This window comes from Asanoa sp. WMMD1127 (genome assembly GCF_029626225.1).
GTDB lineage: Bacteria > Actinomycetota > Actinomycetes > Mycobacteriales > Micromonosporaceae > Asanoa.
This window is the reverse complement of sequence record NZ_JARUBP010000001.1, coordinates 718068-737078: the sequence shown is the minus strand read 5'-3', so window position 1 is coordinate 737078 and position 19011 is coordinate 718068. Positions and strand designations below refer to the sequence as shown.

Genomic DNA, 19011 nt, shown 5'->3' with positions numbered 1-19011 from the left:
CAGAACGAGATCACAGGCGCTGCCACGCCTCCGTCAGCACCGCCCGCAGGATCTGCTCCATCTCGTCGAACTGCTGCTGCTCGCAGATCAGCGGCGGCGCCAGCTGGATGACCGGGTCGCCGCGGTCGTCGGCCCGGCAGTAGAGGCCCGCCTGGAACAGCGCGGACGACAGGAAGCCGCGCAGCAGCCGCTCCGACTCCGCCTCGTCGAACGTCTCCCGGGTCGCCTTGTCCTTGACGAGCTCGATCCCGTAGAAGTAGCCGTCACCCCGCACGTCACCGACGATCGGCAGGTCCAGCAGCCGCGAGAGGGTGGACCGGAACGCGTCCTCGTTACTACGCACGTGACCGTTCAGGTCTTCCCGCGCGAAGACGTCGAGGTTCGCCAGCGCCACCGCGCACGACACCGGATGCCCGCCGAACGTGATCCCGTGCGCGAACATCTCAGTCTCGGATAGGAACGGCTCAATCAACGAGTCCCGCGCGATCATCGCGCCCAGCGGCGCGTACCCGGAGGTCAGGCCCTTCGCCGTGGTGATGATGTCGGGCTGGTAGCCGTAACGGGACGCGCCGAAATAGTGCCCGAGCCGGCCCCAGGCGCAGATCACCTCGTCGGACACCAACAACACGTCGTACGCGTCGCAGATCTCCCGCACCCGCTCGAAGTAGCCGGGCGGCGGCGGGAAGCACCCACCCGAGTTCTGCACCGGCTCCAGGAACACCGCGGCGACCGTGTCCGGCCCTTCCCGCTCGATCGCCCGCGCGATCTCGTCCGCGGCCCACCGCCCGAACTCGACGGCCGACGACCCGTGCTCCGGCGCCCGATAGAAGTTGGTGTTGGGCACCTTGATTCCACCGGGCACCAGCGGCTCGAAGTCCGACTTGATCCCCGGCAGACCGGTGATCGACAGCGCGCCCATCGACGTGCCGTGGTAGGCGATGTGCCGGCTCACCACTTTGTGCTTGGTGGGCTTGCCGACGCGCTTGAAGTACGCCCGGGCCAGCTTCCACGCCGACTCGACCGCCTCGGACCCGCCGGTCGTGAAGAACACGCGGTTGAGGTCGCCGGGTGCGAGGGAGGCGATCCGGGAGGCGAGCTCGACCGCGGTCGGGTGCGCGTAGGACCAGAGCGGGAAGAACGCGAGCTCCGCGGCCTGCTTGGCGGCGGCGTCGGCGAGCTCGGTGCGGCCGTGGCCGGCGTTGACCACGAACAGGCCGGCCAGGCCGTCGAGGTAGCGGCGGCCGGCGGAGTCCCAGACGTAGGCCCCCTCGCCGCGGACGATCGTGGGCACCTCCCCGTCGCGGTAGCTCGACATCCGGGTGAAGTGCATCCACAGGTGGTCGGTGGCGTTGGCCATCGGGTTCCCCATCGCGTCGTCGTGCGAGCGGGTGAGCTCACAGCACCTACTACGGTTATCGCACGAGATCGCCACCCGAGGCAAGCGTTCCAGAAGCCACAGAGGCAACAGACCACGAAATCCGAAGCTAGGGCGTACCCCATGAATAGGTCTGCTTCCGCAGTTTGAGATAGACGAACGCCTCCGTCGACACCACGCCCTCGACGGCCCGCAGGCGCTTGAGCATCTCCAGCAGGTGGTCGTCGTCGCGGCACACCACCTCGCAGAGGAGGTCGAACGAGCCCGCGGTGATCACGACATAATCGACCTCGTGCAGGTCGGCCAGCCGGTCGGCCACCTGCTCCAGGTCGCCGGAGATCCGCAGCCCGATCATGGCCTGGCGCGGAAAGCCCAGCTGGAGCGGGTCGGTCACCGCGACGATCTGCATCACCCCGGCGTCGAGCAGCCGCTGCACCCGCTGGCGGACCGCCGCCTCGGACAGACCGACAGCCTTGCCGATCGACGCGTACGGCCGTCGCCCGTCCTCCTGGAGCTGTTCGATGATCTGCTTGGCGACGTCGTCGAGCAGTGCATGACTGGCCCCCTCGCGAACCATGACGCGGCGCGCGCCGGGGACAACCCCATTGCCCGAGATGCCCATCCGGCAGCCTCCTCGAATAACCGACCTGCGTTACGGCCGCAAGTCTTCCGCATTTCGTCGTCAACTACGAGTGCCACAACGGAATCCCTTGTGACAGGGGTCCACGCATGTCAGGATCGGTCGTCGTCTAGCTATCCCCCAACTAGACCGAACCCCCCGGGAGCCCTCGATGCGCTACCGCACGCAACCCCCGCTTTCGCCCGAGGCCGCGGCCCTGCTCTCCTTCTCGCGTTCCTCCCTGTCGCGCCGCACCCTGATGCGCGGCGCCCTCGCCTCCGGCGCGCTGGCCGTTTCCGGTGGCGCCCTCGTCGCCTGCGGCACCAAGGGCGCGCAGCAGACGGAGGCCAGCTGTGTCAGTGAAGACAGTTCGGCCTCGGACAAGACGCTCATCGTCTCGAACTGGCCGCAATATATCGACGTCGACGAGAAAGACGAATCGAAGCGGCCGACTCTCGCCGCATTCGAGCAGAAGAGCGGCATCAAGGTCAGTTACACGGAAGACATCAACGACAACAACGAGTTCTTCGGCAAGGTGCAGAATCAGCTCACCGCCTGCCAACCGACGGACCGCGACGTCATCGTCCTCACCGACTGGATGACCGCCCGCATGATCCGGCTCGGCTGGCTGCAGAAGCTCGACACCGCGAAGATGCCCAACTTCCAGGCCAACCTGCTGCCGTCGCTCAAGGGCCGCCCGTTCGACAAGAACAACGAGTACGCGGTCCCGTGGCAGTCCGGCCTCGCCGGCCTCGCGTTCAACGGCAACGTGGCCAAGGAGATCCGCTCCGTCGACGAGCTGCTCACCCGGCCCGACCTCAAGGGCAAGGTGACCGCGCTGACCGAGATGCGCGACACGATGGGGCTGATCCTGCTCTCCAACGGCCACGACCCGTCCGACTTCACCAAGGCGCAGTTCGACGACGCGATCAACAAGCTGCAGAAGGCGGTCGACGCCGGGCAGATCCGCCGGTTCACCGGCAACGACTACGCGCCCGAGCTGGCCAAGGGCGACATCGCCGCGTGCATCGGCTGGTCCGGCGACATCATCCAGCTCGGCCTGGAGGACCCGAAGATCAAGTTCGTGGCGCCCGACAGCGGCGCGATGCTCTATTCCGACAACTCCTCGGTGCCCAACAAGGCCGCGCACAAGGCCAACGCCGAGCAGTTCCTCGACTACTACTACGACCCGGCCGTGGCCGCCGAGGTCGCCGCCTACGTCAACTACATCTGCCCGGTCAGCGGCGCCAAGGAGGCGATGGAGAAGATCGACCCGGAGCTGGCCGCGAACCCGTTGATCTTCCCTGACGACGCGCTGCTCGGGAACGCCAAGGTCTTCAAGGCGTTGAGCGAGTCCGAGGAGCGGGAGTACGAGTCCGCGTTCCAGCGCGTCATCGGAGCCTGACGTGGCGAGCGGATCCGACGCCGGCGACCTGCGGCTCACCAACCTCACCAAGCGGTTCGGCGGCGTGTTCACCGCGGTCGACGACCTCACGCTGACCGTCCCGCAGGGCGCCTTCTTCGCGCTGCTCGGCGCCTCGGGCTGCGGCAAGACCACCACGCTGCGGATGGTGGCCGGGCTGGAGGAGCCGACCGCCGGCGAGGTCCGGCTGGGCGACCGCGACATCACCCGCCTGCGCCCCTACCAGCGGCCGGTCAACACCGTGTTCCAGAGCTACGCGCTCTTCCCGCACCTCGACGTGTTCGAGAACGTGGCGTTCGGGCTGCGCCGGCGCAAGGTGCGCGAGGTCCGCTCGCAGGTCGAGGAGATGCTCGCGCTGGTCCAGCTCGACGGCTTCGGCAAGCGGCGGCCGGCCGAGCTGTCCGGAGGTCAGCAGCAACGGGTCGCGCTGGCCCGGGCCCTGATCAACCACCCGCAGGTGCTGCTGCTCGACGAGCCGCTCGGCGCCCTCGACCTCAAGCTGCGCCGGCAGATGCAGATCGAGCTCAAGCGCATCCAGACCGAGGTCGGCATCACGTTCGTCCACGTCACCCACGACCAGGAGGAGGCCATGACGATGGCCGACACGGTCGCGGTGATGAACGCGGGCAGGATCGAGCAGCTCGGCCGCCCCGCGGAGATCTACGAGTACCCGGCGACCGCGTTCGTGGCCAACTTCCTCGGCCAGTCCAACCTGCTGGCCGGTGAGGCCGACGGGCGGTCCGGCGGCGACGTGCTGGTCGAGGCCTACGGCCAGCGGTTCGCGGTGCCCGCGGTCCGGGCGCGCTCCGAGCACGGTCCGGTCTTCCTCGGCGTACGCCCGGAGAAGCTCGCCCTGGTCGCCGACGGCGCCGCGGTGCCCACCGGACACCAGTCGGTGACGGGCGTCGTCACGGACTCGTCCTATGTGGGCGTCAGCACGCAGTATCTCGTCCGGACCGGCTGGGGCACCGAGCTCGCGGTGTTCGCGCCCAACAACGGATCGGCGGCGCCGCTGGCGGTCGGCGCCGAGGTCACCGCCCACTGGAGCCCGGAGCACGCGTTCCTGCTGCACCGCGAGCCGGGCGAGGGCGACCGCACCACGCCGGTGCTGGACACGCCGGACGCGGTCGGGGTCGGCTCGTGAGCTTTCTGACCGGCGTCGGCGCGCGCCCGGTCGAGACGCCCGGCGCCGACCCGCGCCGCACCCGCCGGGGGTGGCTGCCCTATCTCCTGCTGCTCCCCGGCGGCGCCTGGCTCGTGCTGTTCTTCGTGGTGCCCGCGGTGCAGCTCGGCGCCACCAGCCTTTACGACCCGTCCGGCTCGGTGACCACCGGCTACGCGATGACCTGGGCGTTCAGCAACTACCCGGACGCGATCGCGTACGCCTGGCCCCAGGTCGTCCGCTCCTTCGCCTACGCCGGCATCGCCACGGTGATCGGCATTCTGATCGGCTACCCGCTGGCCTACGCCATCGCGCAGAAGGCCGGCCGGTGGAAGAACGTGCTGCTGATCTGCGTCGTCGCGCCGATGTTCACCAGCTTCCTGGTGCGCACGCTGGCCTGGAAGACGATCCTGTCCGACAACGGCGCCCTGGTCGGCTTCCTGCGCGACATCGGCCTCCTCGCGGCCGACGGCCGGCTGCTGGCCACCCCGCTCGCCGTCGTGCTCGGCCTGACCTACAACTTCCTGCCGTTCCTCGTGCTGCCGCTCTACGCCAGCCTCGAACGGCTCGACACCAGGCTGCTGGAGGCGGCGGGCGACCTCTACTCGAGCCCGACCCGTACCTTCCTCAAGGTCACGCTCCCGCTGTCGATGCCGGGCCTGGTCGCCGGCACGCTGCTGTTCTTCATCCCGGCGGTCGGCGACTACATCAACGCTGCGCTGCTCGGCAACACCAACACCACGATGGTCGGCAACGTCGTCAACTCGGCGTTCCTGTCCCGGCAGGAGCCACCGCAGGGCGCCGCCCTCTCGTTCCTGCTGATGGCCGTCATCCTGGCGATCGTCTTCTTCTACGTGCGCCGCTCCGGCACCGACGAGGTGGTCTGAGATGACACACCGGATCGGACGCTGGATCGCGGAGCACTGGGTGCTGACCGTCGGCCTGATGGTGCTGATCTACCTGTTCCTGCCGATCGCGGTCGTGGCGGGGCTCTCGTTCAACCGCCCGTCGAGCCGCCTCTCCTACGACTTCAACGCGTTCACCACCGACAACTGGACCAACCTGTGCGGTCCGGCCGACCTCTGCGCCGCCGTCGGCCGTTCGGCCTGGATCGGTCTGCTGGCCACGGTTGGCTCGACGATCCTCGGCACGCTGATGGCGTTCGCCCTGGCCCGCCACCAGTTCCGCGGCCGCGGGGCCACCAACCTGCTGATCTTCCTGCCGATGGCGACGCCCGAGCTCGTCATGGGCACGTCCCTGCTGGCGCTGTTCACGGCCGGCGGCGTCCAGCTGGGCTTCGTCACGATCCTGATCGCGCACATCATGTTCTGCGTCTCGTTCGTGGTGGTCACGGTCAAGGCGCGGCTGGCCGGCATGGACGCGCGGCTCGAGGAGGCGGCGATGGACCTCTACGCCACGCCGTTCCAGACGTTCCGCCGCGTCACGCTGCCGCTCGTGCTGCCGGGCATCGTCGCGGCCGCGCTGCTGGCGTTCTCGCTGTCGTTCGACGACTTCATCATCACGAACTTCAACTCGGGCAACACGGTGACCTTCCCGATGTACGTTTGGGGAGCCAACCAGCGCGGCATCCCGCCGCAGGTCAACGTCATCGGCACGGCCATGTTCGCGATCGCGCTGCTGCTGGTGGTGGCGACCAACGTGCGGCGTCGACGGGGGGCGCGGGTGGCATGAACGTCGGTCGGGCGCTCGCGGACGCGCAGCCCAAGGTCTTCTGGCTCGACCGTCCCGAGCGCCCCGATCCGCTGCCACCGCTGACCGGCGACACGAGCGCCGACCTGCTGGTGATCGGCGGCGGCTACTCGGGACTCTGGGCGGCGCTGCAGGCCAAGCAGGACGACCCCGGGCGCGACGTCGTGCTGCTCGAGGCCGGCACCTGCGGCTGGGCGGCCTCGGGCCGCAACGGCGGTTTCTGCGCGGCCTCGCTCACCCACGGCCTGGCCAACGGCGCGGCCCGTTTCCCCCGCGAGATCGACACGCTGGAGAAGCTGGGCGCCGCCAACCTCGACGCGCTGCTGGCCACGGTCTCGCTGTTCGACATCCGCTGCGACGTCGAGCGCACCGGGGAGATCTCGCTCGCCACCGCGGCGCACCAGGTGGCCGATCTGGCATCGGACGCTGCCCTCGCCCGCCGGCATGGGCACGACGTCGTGGTGCTCGGCCGCGACGAGGTGCGGGCGGAGGTCGACTCGCCCACCTACCTCGGCGGCGTCTGGGACCGCGACCGCACGGTCATGCTGGACCCGGCCCGGCTGGCCTGGGGGCTGCGCGCCGCCTGCCTGTCGCTGGGGGTGCGGGTGTTCGAGCACACGCGGGTGACCGGGTTGGCCCGGGACGGCGTGGGGGTGGTGGCGCGTGGCGAGGCCGGTTCGGTGCGGGCCGGCGCGGTCGTGCTGGCCGCCAACGCGTTCCCGCCGTTGCTGCGCCGGCTGCGGGCCTACGTCGTGCCGGTCTACGACTACGCGCTGGTCACTCGGCCACTGTCGGCCGACGAACTGGCGTCGATCGGCTGGCGGCGCCGGCAGGGGCTGGCGGACTCCGGCAACCAGTTCCACTACTACCGGCTGACCGCCGACAACCGGATCCTCTTCGGCGGGTACGACGCCGTCTACCACTTCGGCAACCGGATGGCGCCGAGGCTGGCCCGGGAGGCGCCGACGTTCGCGACGCTGGCTCAGCACTTCTTCGAGACGTTCCCACAGCTGGCCGACGTCACGTTCACCCATCGCTGGGGCGGCGTGGTCGACACCTGCTCCCGCTTCTGCGCGTTCTTCGGCACGGCGCTCGGCGGTCGGGTGGCCTACGCGTCCGGCTTCACGGGGCTCGGCGTCGGCGCGAGCCGCTTCGGGGCCCGCGTGGCGCTGGACCTGCTCGCCGGCAAGCCCACACCATTGACCACTTTGGACTTCGTACGAAGCCGCCCGGTGCCGTTCCCGCCGGAACCGCTGCGCTCCCTCGTCATCAACGCGACCCGCTGGTCCATGGCGCACGCCGACGCGCACGAGGGCCGGCGCAACGTGTGGCTGCGTACGCTCGACAGATTCGGTTTGGGGTTCGATTCCTGATGCGTGTCCTGCAGATCGGCGCCGGCGGCGTCGGGGCCGCGGCCGCCGCGATCGCCGCGCGCCGCACGTTCTTCTCGTCGTGGGTGGTGGCGGACTATTCGCTGGAGCGGGCGCAGGCGGTGGTCGCCGCGGTCGACGACCCGCGGTTCTCGGCGGCCCGCGTCGACGCGTCGTCCGCGACGGAGGTGCGGGACCTGGCCGCGGGGGCGACGCACGTCTTCAACGCGGTGGACCCGCGGTTCGTCATGTCCATATTCGACGGTGCGTTCGCGGCGGGGGCCGACTACCTCGACATGGCGATGTCGCTGTCCCAGCCGCACCCGACCCAGCCGTACGCGTCGACCGGTGTCGTGCTCGGCGAGGCCCAGTTCGCGACGTCGTCGCTGTGGACGGAGGCGGGGCGGCTGGCGCTGTGCGGCATCGGGGTGGAACCGGGGCTGTCCGACATCTTCGCCCGTTATGCCGCCGACGAGCTGTTCTCGTCGATTGACGAGATCGGCGTGCGGGACGGGTCGAACCTCGTGGTCGACGGGCACGCGTTCGCGCCGTCGTTCTCGATCTGGACGACGATCGAGGAGTGCCTCAACCCGCCGGTGGTCTGGGAGCGGGAGCGGGGCTGGTTCACCACGGAGCCGTTCTCGGAACCGGAGGTGTTCGACTTCCCGGCCGGCATCGGGCCGGTCGAGTGCGTCAACGTCGAGCACGAAGAGGTCCTGCTGATTCCGCGCTGGGTCGACGCGGGTCGGGTGACGTTCAAGTACGGGCTGGGAGCCGAGTTCGTCTCGGTCCTGCGTACGTTGCATCTCCTGGGCCTGGACTCGACCGTGCCGGTGAAGGTCGGCGACGTGTCGGTGGCGCCGCGCGACGTGGTGGCGGCGTGCCTGCCGGATCCGGCTTCTCTGGGGCCGCGGATGCGCGGCAAGACGTGCGCGGGGACGTGGGTGCGGGGCACCGGTGTCGACGGGTCGCCGCGGGAGGTCTACCTCTACCACGTGGTCGACAACGAATGGTCGATGCGCGAGTACGGGCATCAGGCCGTCGTGTGGCAGACCGCCGTCAACCCGGTGGTGGCCCTCGAACTGCTGGCCGGCGGGACGTGGTCGGGCGTCGGTGTCCTGGGCCCGGAAGCGCTGCCGCCGAAGCCGTTCCTGGACCTGCTGGCCGCCTACGGCTCGCCCTGGGCCATGCGCTGAGACGCTGCTTGCTCTGGTTCGTCCACGCATCATGGCTTGGCTCGCGCCACCCGGCCCGGCCGGCTCTTTCATTGGCTGGATCGGCTTGGTTTTGCATCGATTCACGCATCACCGCTCGGCGAGCGCATCGCGTTTGGGTTCGCCGGGGTCTTCGCAGAGCGCCTTTGTTCTGCTTCGAACGCTCGTCGAGGTGCCTTGCCTTGATCATGTGCGTCGGTCCTGGCTTGTGGCGCCATTCGCACAAGATCATGTGCGTCTGGCCTGGACGACACGCCGACCGCTTTCCCGATCGGATGCACTTGCTCATGGACCCCGGCTGCCGGGTTCCTGACGCGACGCACCTGATCACGAGTTGTGGCGGTTGATCTTTGACTTCGTCCAGCAGGGGAGTGCGGGCCGAAGGCGGATCGGGTGGCACGCGGGCCGGCCTCACCCAGCACGACCTCGGCCTCCGCCAGCACGAGGCAGGGCATCGGCCAGCGCGAGGGAGGGCCTCCGCCGCCTCCGTGGTGCCTCGCCTACCAGGCGTCAGCCGTCGGACCGGCAATCGCGCTGGCCGAGGCTCTCCCTCGCGCTCGCCGAGAGCCTCCTTCGCGCTGGCCGAGGCTCTCCCTCGCGCTCGCCGAGAGCCTCCTTCGCGCTGGCCAAGGCCCTCCCTCCCGCTCGCCGAGACCCCTCGCGTGAGCCAAGGCCCTCCCTCGCCCTGGCCAAGGCCCTCCCTCCCGCTCGCCGAGACCCCTCGCGTGAGCCAAAGCCCTCCCTCGCCACCCGGTCGAGGTCCTGTTTGCCCACGGCCGAGGTCTCCGTCGCGCTGGGGCGGTTCCCGCCCGTAGCCAGGTTGGCCAGGCGGCCAGGTTGGCCAAGTCCAGCTCTCCTGGCGCGGGCGAGATGATCATCGCTGTGGCTCGCAGGCTGATGCGATGCGCACCAGCTCCGCACCGGACCGTTGCGTATGTGGCTGCAGAGCAAGGACCCCGCCTCCCGATTCCGCTCACGGCGAACCGCTCAGCTCTGTGCGCGCTCGTGCAAGGGTGTAATGCTGTAATCAAGTAAGCATCGCAGCGCTCGGAGGTGTGGCATGAGAGGTTTCCGAGGCCCATGGGAAGCGGGACCGCGCGGCGGGCGGCAGGAGCCGCCGCCGGCGGACGGCCTGGCCGCGTGGATCACCGGCGCGGTGCCGGACGGCTGGTTCACCGAGCCGCCGCACGTCACCATCGACCGCGACGAAGTCATGATCATTGGTCGGCTGCCGGCGCCGCAGTTGGCCGAGGGCGCCTCCGACGCCGACCGCGCCTCGGCGCAGCAGGGCCGGATCGCCCAGCACCGGGAGGACACCCGCGAGCAGCGCATCAAGATCGCGCAGCAGGTCGAGCACCGCTGGCGCCGCAAGGTCAGCTGGGGCGCCGCCTGCGGCGACACCGAGGCGCTGTTCACCACGTTCTCAGCGCCGGTGATGACCCGCCTGCGCCAGACCGACCGCCAGGTCCTCGACACGCTGGTCGACGCGGGCGTGGCCCGCAGCCGCTCCGAGGCGCTGGCCTGGTGCGTACGCCTCGTCGGCCAGCACGCCGACCAGTGGCTGGGCGAACTCCGCGACGCCATGGGCGCGGTCGACGAACTACGCCGCCGCGGCCCCAACGTCGGCGAAGCCTAACCGGAAGGAAGGGCCCCTTCTTATCGCTTTCCGCATAGGAAGGGTCCCTTCCTAACGCCCGTAGACGCGGACCCGGAGGGTCGGGCCGCCTGCAGATGGGGGCCGGGCTCACCACGCCTGGCGGCCAGGCTCACCGCGCCTGGCGGCCAGACTCAGCGCGCTGGGGGCCGGGGTCACCGCGTCCGGGGGGCGGGCTCTCCGCCAGCTTGGCGGCCGGGCTCACCGCGGACCCGGCGGACCGGGCCCACCGGGGACCCCGGCGGGCCGGGCTCACCGCGGACCCGGCGGACCGGCCGACCGCAGACCCCGTGGGCCGGGCGCAGCGCGGGTTCGGCGGGCCGAGCTCACCGGGGGTCCTGCGGGCCAGGCCCACCGCGGACCCGGCAGGGCGGGGCCGGGGTTTGGCCCCGCCCGTTGCGCGCGGGAGCAAACGGTCGTGCCCACCGCGGACGCGCGTAAATCTAAAGATCAAGCCCCGTGAGCACCATGACGCGAGGTTCGGTGTAGTCGTCGATGGCGCTGCGCAGTCCCTCGCGTCCGACGCCCGACCCCTTCACGCCGCCGTAGGGCATCTGGTCCGCGCGGTATGACGGCACGTCGCCGACGATGACGCCGCCGACCTGGAGGGTGCGGTGCGCGGCGAACGCGGTTTGCAGGTTGTGGGTGAAGACGCCCGCCTGCAGTCCGTACGCCGAGTCGTTGATCGCCTCGAAGCCCGCCGCGTCGGAGGTGACCGGTTCGACGACCAGCACCGGGCCGAAGACCTCCTCGCGGCTGACCTTCGCGTCCTTGGGCGCGCGCGACAGCACCGTCGGGGGATAGGTGGCGCCCGCGCGCAGGCCGCCGACCTCGATCGTGGCGCCGGCCGTGACCGCCTCGTCCACCCAGGACTCGACGCGTTGCGCGGCCGCCTCGGAGATCAGCGGGCCGACGTCGGTGGCCTCGTCGTTCGGGTCGCCGGTGTGCAGCGCGGCGACGGCGTTGACCAGACGGGGCAGAAAACCGTCATAGATCCACTCGTGTACGAAGACCCGCTGCACCGCGATGCAGCTCTGCCCCGCCTGGTAGTTGGAGAACGTCGCGATCCGCTCGGCCGCCCAGGTGAGATCCGCGTCGGCGGTCCAATCCTCGCAGAGCAGCACCGCGGCATTGCCACCTAACTCCAGGGTCACGTGCTTGTCGGGCGCCGCCCGCCGGATCGCCGCGCCGACCGGGCCGGAGCCGGTGAAGCTGACCACCGGCAGTCGGGGGTCCTCGACCAGCGCGCCGGCCCGCTCGTTGGGCAGCGGCAGCACCGAGAACATGCCCTCGGGCAGGTCGGTCTCAGCGAGGATCTCGCCCAGCACCAGCGCGGTCAGCGGAGTGGCGGGCGCGGGTTTGACGACGATCGGCGCGCCGGCCGCGATCGCGGGAGCGACCTTGTGCGCGACGAGGTTGAGCGGGAAGTTGAACGGCGTGATGCCGAGGACCGGCCCGCGCGGGAAGCGGCGGACCACGGCGACGCGGCCGGTGGCGGCCGGGTCGGTGTCGAGGCGTTGCAGCTCGCCGGCGAACCGGCGGGCCTCCTCGGCCGCCCACCGGAACGTCGAGACCGCGCGGCCCACCTCGGCCCGGGCCCACTTGAGCGGCTTGCCGTTCTCGGCGGTGATCAGCCTGGCGATCTCGTCGGCGCGTTCCTTGAGCCGGGCTGAGACGTGGTCGAGGGCGGCGGCGCGGGCGTGCGCGGGCAGTGCGGCGGCCGCGGGAGCCACGTCGGCGGCCGCGCTGACCGCGCGTTCGACCTGTTCGGCGGTCGCGGTGGTGGTGACGCCGACAGCATGACCGTCGTACGGGTGCCGGATCGTCACCGCGTCGACGCCGTGTTCCGGCCGGCCTGCTACGTAGAACGCGCGCTGGTCCACGGGCGGAGCCTAACTCACCCCACAGTTTCGCGGAAACGGTGGCGATGGGCCTTGTCAGCCACGAATTCAGTCGCGAGGATGGCGTGTGGGTTTCGAAACCAACAGCTCACCCCCACGCCTGGAGCCGCCACCATGAGCGACAAGCAGCAGCTGCGCAACTTCGTCAACGGTGACTACGTCGAGCCGGTCGACGGCAACTTCAGCGATCTGGTCGACCCGACCACCGGCGAGGTGTTCGCGCAGGCGCCGATCTCCGGCGAGGCCGACGTCGACCGGGCGATGACCGCCGCCGCGACGGCGTTCGAGAGCTGGCGTGAGGTCACCCCGGCGCAGCGGCAGCTGGCGCTGCTCAAGTTCGCCGACGCGGTCGAGGCCCGGGCGGCCGAGCTCGTCGACGCCGAGGTGCGCAACACCGGCAAGCCGCGTCAGCTCACCACCGACGAGGAGCTGCCGCCGGCGGTCGACGAGCTGCGGTTCTTCGCCGGCGCCGCGCGCATGCTGGAGGGTCGCTCGGCCGGCGAATACCTGGCGGGCCACACCTCCTATGTGCGCCGCGAGCCGCTCGGCGTCGTCGGCCAGGTGACGCCGTGGAACTACCCGCTGATGATGGCCATCTGGAAGATCGCGCCCGCGCTGGCCGCCGGCAACTGCGTGGTGCTCAAGCCCTCCGACACGACGCCGGTCAGCACGTTGCTGCTGGCCGAGATCGCGTCCGAGTTCTTCCCCGCGGGCGTGTTCAACGTGGTCTGCGGCGATCGCGACACCGGCCGCGCCGTGGTGGCCCACCCGGTGCCGCAGCTCGTCTCCATCACCGGCTCGACCCGGGCCGGCAAAGAGGTCGCCGCGGCCGCGGCGCCCGACCTCAAGCGGACCCACCTCGAGCTGGGCGGCAAGGCGCCGGTCGTGCTCTTCGACGACGCCGACGTGGCGGCCGCGGCCGAGGCGATCGCGGTGGGTGGCTACTTCAACGCCGGGCAGGACTGCACGGCGGCCACGCGGGTGTTGGCCGGGCCCGGCATCCACGACGACTTCCTCGCCGCGCTGGTGGAGCAGGCCCGCGCCACCAAGACGGGCGCGCCCGACGACGAAGACGTGCTCTACGGCCCGCTCAACAACGTCAACCAGCTCGGCCGGGTCACCGGGTTCGTCGACCGGCTGCCCGACCACGCCTCGCTCGAGGTCGGCGGGGCCCGGGTCGGCGAGCGTGGCTTCTTCTACGCGCCGACCGTCGTGTCCGGCGTGCGCCAGCAGGACGAGATCATCCAGGACGAGGTGTTCGGTCCGGTGATCACCGTTCAGCGGTTCAGCGACGAAGACGAGGCGGTACGCTGGGCCAATGGGGTCGAATACGGCCTTTCCGCCTCGGTCTGGACGCGCGACCACGGTCGGGCGATGCGGATGACCCGGCGGCTCGACTTCGGTTGCGTCTGGGTCAACACGCACATCCCGTTCGTCTCGGAGATGCCGCACGGCGGCTTCAAGCACTCAGGGCACGGCAAGGACCTGTCGGTCTACAGCCTCGAGGACTACACCCGGGTCAAGCACGTGATGCACAACCTGGAGGGCTGATGGGTTCCTCCGACCTGCAGAAGCGGCGCATGTCCGCGGTGGCCCGCGGCGTCAGCTCGGTGATCAGCTCCTATGTGGACCATGCGAGCGGCGGCACGCTGACCGACGTCGACGGCACGGAGTGGATCGACTTCGCGTCGGGCATCGCGGTCACGTCGGTGGGCAACTCCGCGCCGAAGGTGGTCGCCGCGGTCCGCGAGCAGGTCGAGCGGTTCACCCACACGTGCTTCATGGTCGCGCCATACGAGCTTTACGTGTCGGTCTGCGAGACCCTCAACGCGCTGACGCCGGGCGACGTCGACAAGCGCTCGATTCTGGTCAACTCCGGCGCCGAGGCCGTGGAAAACGCGGTGAAGATCGCCCGGCACGCGACCGGGCGCACGGCGGTGGTGGTGTTCGACCACGCCTACCACGGCCGCACCAACCTGACGATGGCGTTGACCGCCAAGAACATGCCCTACAAGCACCGGTTCGGCCCGTTCGCGGGCGAGGTCTACCGGGTGCCGATGTCCTACCCGCTGCGCGACGGCGGCCTGTCCGGGGAGGAGGCCGCCGCCCGCGCGCTCGACCTCGTCAGCGCCCAGATCGGGGCCACCAACGTCGCCGCTGTGCTCGTCGAGCCGATCCAGGGCGAGGGCGGCTTCGTGGTGCCGGCGCCCGGCTTCCTTCCGGCGCTGGCGACGTGGGCCCGTGAGGCGGGCGCGGTGTTCGTCGCCGACGAGATCCAGACCGGCTTCTGCCGCACCGGCGACTGGTTCGCGTCGTCGCACGAGGGCGTGGTGCCGGACCTGCTGACGCTGGCCAAGGGCATCGCGGGTGGGTTGCCACTGGGTGCGGTGACCGGTCGGGCCGACATCATGGACGCGGTGCATCCAGGTGGGTTGGGCGGCACCTATGGCGGCAACCCGATCGCGTGTGCGGCGGCGTTGGCCTCGATCGAGACGATGCGCGAGCTTGACCTGATCACGGCGGCCCGGCGCATCGGCCTGATGATGGGCGGGCGCCTGTCCGACCTGGCGGCGGCGGACCCGCGAATCGCCGAGGTACGCGGCCGCGGCGCGATGATGGCCATCGAGATCGTCCAGCCGGGGTCGCTGACGCCTGATCCGGTCACCGCGGCGGCGGTGTCGGCCGAGTGCCATCGGCGGGGTGTGCTGACGTTGGTTTGCGGCACCTACGGGAACGTGCTGCGGTTCCTGCCGCCGTTGGTGATCGACGACCGGACGTTGGAGCGTGGGCTCGATGTGGTGGCGTCCGCGCTGGAGGCCGTCCGGGCCGGGTAGCCGCGGACTGGCCGGGTTGCGTCGCCGTCCGGTGGCACCGGCCGGTTGCTTCGCCCGCCGGCGGCGGGCCCGCCGACTGCTTCGCCGTCGGGCGGGTTGGGGTCGCCGTCCAGTGGCGGGCCGGGCGGGTTGGGTCGCCGGCCCATGGCGGGCTGGGCGGGTTGGGTCGCCAGCCCATGGCGGGCTGGGCGGCGTCGCTGTCGGATGCCGCGGCCTGGCGCATCACTGTGGCGTGGCTGGCTGCGTCAGACGCCATCCGCGCCGCGTAAGGATTCCAGCGCGGCGCGGAGGGCGTCCGGTTCGACGGCGAAGCCGCGGCTGTAGGGCAGTTCCACTTGATAGAGCACGAAGAGCATGAGCGCCACCATGCCGCCGAGGGCGGCGAACATGACTCCATTGGGGACGGTGCGGCGCAGGCCGAAGAGATAGAGGAAGCCGACGCTGACGAACGCGCTGCCGAGCAGGATGGGCCAGAGCGGCGCGGGCATCCGGGCGTCGGCGTCGCCGATCCGGGCGCGGCGGGCGGTGGCGGCCGTGCTGACCTGGCCGGCCAGCGTCTGGTGCGCGGCCTGCTCGCCGTCGGTGGCCGGCCGCACGGCGTCGACCCGCTCCCGCAACTCGGTCGACAGGGTTTCCGCGGTCATCGTGCCGGAGTGGGCGCTGCGCAGGTGGTCCCACTCCGCGCCACCGGCGACCTGGAGGTAGCCGACGATCAGGCGCCGCACGTCGTCGCGGTCGGCGGGGGCGAGCCGGTTCGCCGACCAGTACGCCTCGACCAGGCTGCTCGCCTCGACCTCCGTGTTGGCCGCCGCGTCGGCGCGGGGCTCCCAGACCGCGATGGCGGCGATGGCGATGAGGATCGCGTACACCATGCCGATCGTCGAATAGACCGTGCCGACCGCGTCGCCGTCGGCCACCCGCCAGCGCCGCGGCACCCAGCGGGACACCACGGTGAACCCGACGACGGACGCGAGGGCCGAGGCCAGGACCACGGCGATCCCGGCGAGCAGCGTGTTCATCGACTTCCTCTCTTGGCGGCCGCCCGCGCGGCGACAGAGGCGGCGGGCACCAGCAGACCCACGAACACCGACCAGGTCAGCGGGAGGCGTTCGGGCCTGTGCGGCGCGGCGGTGGCGACGGGGTGGTGCGGGCGTTCGGGCGAGGGGAAGGGCTCGGCCACGGGCTTGGCGCCCGGGTCGGGGATGGCGTCGGTCGCGCCGAGGTTCTGGATGTCCAACGGATCCGGGGCTTCGCGCTTGGCCGGCTGGCGGATCGTGATCGGGTGGTCCTCGACCTCGCCGCTGTCAGCCGGTCCTGATGGCTTCGGGGTCGCGTTGTAGCCGGGGTTGCCGTAGAGACGGAGGCGCAGGGTGCTCGACGTCCTCGCTGTCGCCCGGCTCGGCGGCCAGGACAGGGTGACCGTCGTGCGGCCGCGCTTGACGCGGGCGGTGGCGAGGTCGCGTTGATCGAAGCGGCCGTTGCCGTCGAGGTCGTGCCAGGCGGCGAGGAGGGCGTTGCCGTTGGTGGCGTTGGTGACCGTCACCCGAACGGTCAAGGCGCCGTCGTCGGTGATCGCCTGTTTGGCCAGGGCGTCGTCGATGTCGTTCGCCGTGGCGTCGGACTCTGCGGTGACCGTGCGGCCGAGTGTCAGTCCGGTCGTGAGCCGGTGGCGCGGGCCGTTGGCGGCGCGTTTGGTGGGAAACGGTGCGGGCGCGTCGCCGAAGTCCCAGCCTTCGGGGCAGGCGGCCGCGTCCGAGCGGGTGGCCGGCCCGACCATTGTGCTGGCCTTCGCGGCACCGGGATCGTCGAGGTCGATCTCGTATAGGCGGCCGCTCTGGTCGTGCAGCGCGTGCACGGTCCTTTGTGGATCGATTGCGACGGCGCCGTAGGTGCCGGTCACCGGGAGCCCGTGTGGGCGGGCGATGGCGGTTACCCGGCCGGTGTCGAGGTTGATGCCGATCAGCGTGCCGGAGACGACCGAATAGAGCCGGCCGCGGTCGAGGTCCCAGTCGGCGATCTGCGGGCGCAGGAGGATGTCGACGGCGCCCGGGGCGGTGAGCGTGCGCCGCGCGATCTCCTTCAGCGCTGGCATCCGGTAGGTGACGACGTCGCGGCCGGTGCGGACGATCCAGCGGTCGCCGGCGCCGGTCGCCGCGCTGCTGACGCCGGTGACGACCGTGACGGGGTCGTCGTTGTCGAGCGCGCGGGGGCGCGGCAGGCGCTTGGTGATCCGGCCGGCCTGGTCGAAGCTGATGACCTGGTCGCCCGCGATGGCCCAGAAGGAGCGGGTGGCCGGGACCCAGGCCACCGCGTCCGGCGTGGCGGCGAACTCGGCGATCGGGCTGTCGTCGCCCAGGCGGTGCAGGGTCCGGTCGCGAGTCAGGTAGATCTCGCCGTAGCAGCCCGCGGCGGCCTGAGCCGGCGCTGCGGTGGCGGATGTGGTCTGTGCCGGCGCTGGGGCGGGTGCCCGCATGGCCCGTGTCGCGGTGGCAGTGGCCGTTGCCGCCTGGGCGGGTGCGGCGGAAGCCGGGATGGGCGTGAGTAGGAGAGCCGCGACGGCTGCCGCGGCGGCGATGCCGCGGTTCACCGGTCCCGGTCACCGACCAGCCGGGCGATCGCACGCAGGTCCTGGCGCCGTTCGGTGGTGATGGCGGGCTCGAGCAGATCGAGCGCCACCCGCAGGTGCCGCCTCGACTCACTGCGGCACCAGTCGCGCCAACCGGCGGCGTCCATGGTGCCCGCCAGCTCCTGCGCTTCCACATCGGACATCTCTTGCGTCGCTCGGTACGCGTCGCGGATGCGGTCTGCCGTCGCGCCACCGGCAGCCAGCGCGGCGACCACGGGCAGCGATCGCTTGCGGTGCTTGAGGTCCGAGTGCGCCGGCTTGCCGGTCGCGTCGACGCCGCCCCAGATCCCGAGCAGGTCGTCGGTGAGCTGGAACGCCAGACCCAGCTCGACCCCGAAACCGCGGAGGGCGGCGATCTGGGCCGGTGTGCCGCCCCCGAACAGCCCGCCGAGGCCGGCGCTGCACTCCAGGAGCGCGCCGGTCTTGCGGCGGGCCATACGGAAGCATTCGTCGAGGCGCACGTCGTCGCGCCGGTCGAAGGAGAGGTCGTCGGCCTGCCCCTCGACGAGCTGGGCGACGGTGGCGCCGAGAAGCCGCGCGGCGGTCGAGGCGCTCGGGTGGGCGGTGGCGGCGAGCACGTCGAAGGCCAGTGCGACCAGGGCATCACCGGCCAGGATGGCGGCGCCGGTGCCGAACGCCTTCCACACCGCCGGCCGGTGGCGGCGCAGTCCGTCGCCGTCGAGCACGTCGTCGTGGAGCAGGGTGAAGTTGTGCATCAGCTCGACCGCGACGGCGGCGGGGATCGCGGCGGGGACGGCCGCCACGGCCGCCATGCCGACCGGGGTGCCGCCGACGGCCTCGGCCGCGACGAGCACGAGGGCGGGGCGGAGCGCCTTGCCGGGCGTACCCGAATGAAGGTTGCCTCTGCTGTCCCACCACCCGAAGTGGTAGCCGACGGCGCGCCGGGTCGCGGGCGGCAGTGAGTCGATGGCGGCCCGCAGTGCCGGCTCGGTGACGGTCCGCGCCCGCTCGAACACCCCGGACCCACGGCGGGGTGCCGGGATCGCGGAGCGGTTGCCCGTGCTGACAGTCATCGCTGATGCACCGTCCAATCTGCTCCGGCGGTTGCGGATGGGCACATGAGATCAGTGCGCAGGAGGGCACGCCAAGACCCCGTACGCGG

Annotated in this window: 15 protein-coding genes; 9 read left to right on the top strand and 6 right to left on the bottom strand. The window is 71.1% G+C overall.

What is annotated here, in order from left to right; genetic code table 11:
* Positions 1-10: 10 nt before the first annotated feature.
* Complete coding sequence (locus O7635_RS03645) at positions 11-1357, bottom strand: aspartate aminotransferase family protein (RefSeq protein WP_278085358.1); 1347 nt, start codon at positions 1355-1357, stop codon at positions 11-13.
* A gap of 127 nt (positions 1358-1484) precedes the next feature.
* Entirely contained in the window at positions 1485-1952 is a 468-nt protein-coding gene (locus tag O7635_RS03640; protein ID WP_278078984.1) for an Lrp/AsnC family transcriptional regulator, read from the bottom strand.
* 214 nt (positions 1953-2166) lie between these two features.
* On the opposite strand from O7635_RS03640, the gene O7635_RS03635 reads away from it, so the two are divergent.
* The 7 genes from O7635_RS03635 (at position 2167) to O7635_RS03605 (ending at position 10509) form a co-directional block, all read left to right on the top strand.
* Positions 2167-3399, top strand: a complete 1233-nt coding sequence (locus tag O7635_RS03635; RefSeq protein ID WP_278078983.1) for a spermidine/putrescine ABC transporter substrate-binding protein — start codon at positions 2167-2169, stop codon at positions 3397-3399.
* Between the two features lies 1 nt (position 3400).
* Positions 3401-4561, top strand: a complete 1161-nt coding sequence (locus tag O7635_RS03630; protein ID WP_278078982.1) for an ABC transporter ATP-binding protein — start codon at positions 3401-3403, stop codon at positions 4559-4561.
* Positions 4562-4635: 74 nt separating this feature from the next.
* The gene (locus O7635_RS03625; RefSeq protein WP_278085357.1) at positions 4636-5466 is read left to right on the top strand and encodes an ABC transporter permease; all 831 of its coding nucleotides are present in this window, start codon (positions 4636-4638) and stop codon (positions 5464-5466) included.
* A 1-nt stretch (position 5467) separates the two neighbouring features.
* Positions 5468-6271, top strand: a complete 804-nt coding sequence (locus O7635_RS03620; protein ID WP_278078981.1) for an ABC transporter permease — start codon at positions 5468-5470, stop codon at positions 6269-6271.
* Positions 6268-7662 (top strand): FAD-dependent oxidoreductase, encoded by a 1395-nt coding sequence (locus O7635_RS03615; RefSeq protein WP_278078980.1) that lies wholly within the window; start codon positions 6268-6270, stop codon positions 7660-7662. Before O7635_RS03620 ends, O7635_RS03615 begins: the two co-directional genes overlap by 4 nt.
* Complete coding sequence (locus O7635_RS03610; protein ID WP_278078979.1) at positions 7662-8855, top strand: saccharopine dehydrogenase C-terminal domain-containing protein; 1194 nt, start codon at positions 7662-7664, stop codon at positions 8853-8855. Before O7635_RS03615 ends, O7635_RS03610 begins: the two co-directional genes overlap by 1 nt.
* A gap of 1078 nt (positions 8856-9933) precedes the next feature.
* Positions 9934-10509: a hypothetical protein gene (locus O7635_RS03605; protein ID WP_278078978.1), complete on the top strand. Its 576-nt coding sequence runs from the start codon at positions 9934-9936 to the stop codon at positions 10507-10509.
* Positions 10510-10970: 461 nt separating this feature from the next.
* Here O7635_RS03605 and O7635_RS03600 read toward each other — a convergent pair whose 3' ends face one another.
* Entirely contained in the window at positions 10971-12410 is a 1440-nt protein-coding gene (locus O7635_RS03600) for an aldehyde dehydrogenase family protein (protein WP_278078977.1), read from the bottom strand.
* Between the two features lie 132 nt (positions 12411-12542).
* Between O7635_RS03600 and O7635_RS03595 the strand changes: the two genes are divergently transcribed.
* Both O7635_RS03595 and gabT read left to right on the top strand, forming a co-directional pair.
* The gene (locus O7635_RS03595; protein ID WP_278078976.1) at positions 12543-13979 is read left to right on the top strand and encodes a gamma-aminobutyraldehyde dehydrogenase; all 1437 of its coding nucleotides are present in this window, start codon (positions 12543-12545) and stop codon (positions 13977-13979) included.
* The gene (gene gabT, locus O7635_RS03590) at positions 13976-15262 is read left to right on the top strand and encodes a 4-aminobutyrate--2-oxoglutarate transaminase (protein ID WP_278085356.1); all 1287 of its coding nucleotides are present in this window, start codon (positions 13976-13978) and stop codon (positions 15260-15262) included. The genes O7635_RS03595 and gabT overlap by 4 nt, the downstream gene beginning before the upstream one ends.
* Before the next feature lie 245 nt (positions 15263-15507).
* Here the strand turns inward: gabT and O7635_RS03585 are convergent, their stop codons facing one another.
* From O7635_RS03585 to O7635_RS03575, 3 genes are all read right to left on the bottom strand, one after another.
* On the bottom strand, positions 15508-16281 hold the full coding sequence (locus O7635_RS03585) for a DUF4239 domain-containing protein (RefSeq protein WP_278078975.1): 774 nt from the start codon (positions 16279-16281) through the stop codon (positions 15508-15510).
* Positions 16278-17735, bottom strand: a complete 1458-nt coding sequence (locus tag O7635_RS03580; RefSeq protein WP_278078974.1) for a GEVED domain-containing protein — start codon at positions 17733-17735, stop codon at positions 16278-16280. The genes O7635_RS03585 and O7635_RS03580 overlap by 4 nt, the downstream gene beginning before the upstream one ends.
* A gap of 110 nt (positions 17736-17845) precedes the next feature.
* Positions 17846-18922, bottom strand: coding sequence for a polyprenyl synthetase family protein (locus O7635_RS03575; RefSeq protein ID WP_278078973.1), 1077 nt, complete (start codon positions 18920-18922; stop codon positions 17846-17848).
* Positions 18923-19011: the final 89 nt, after the last annotated feature.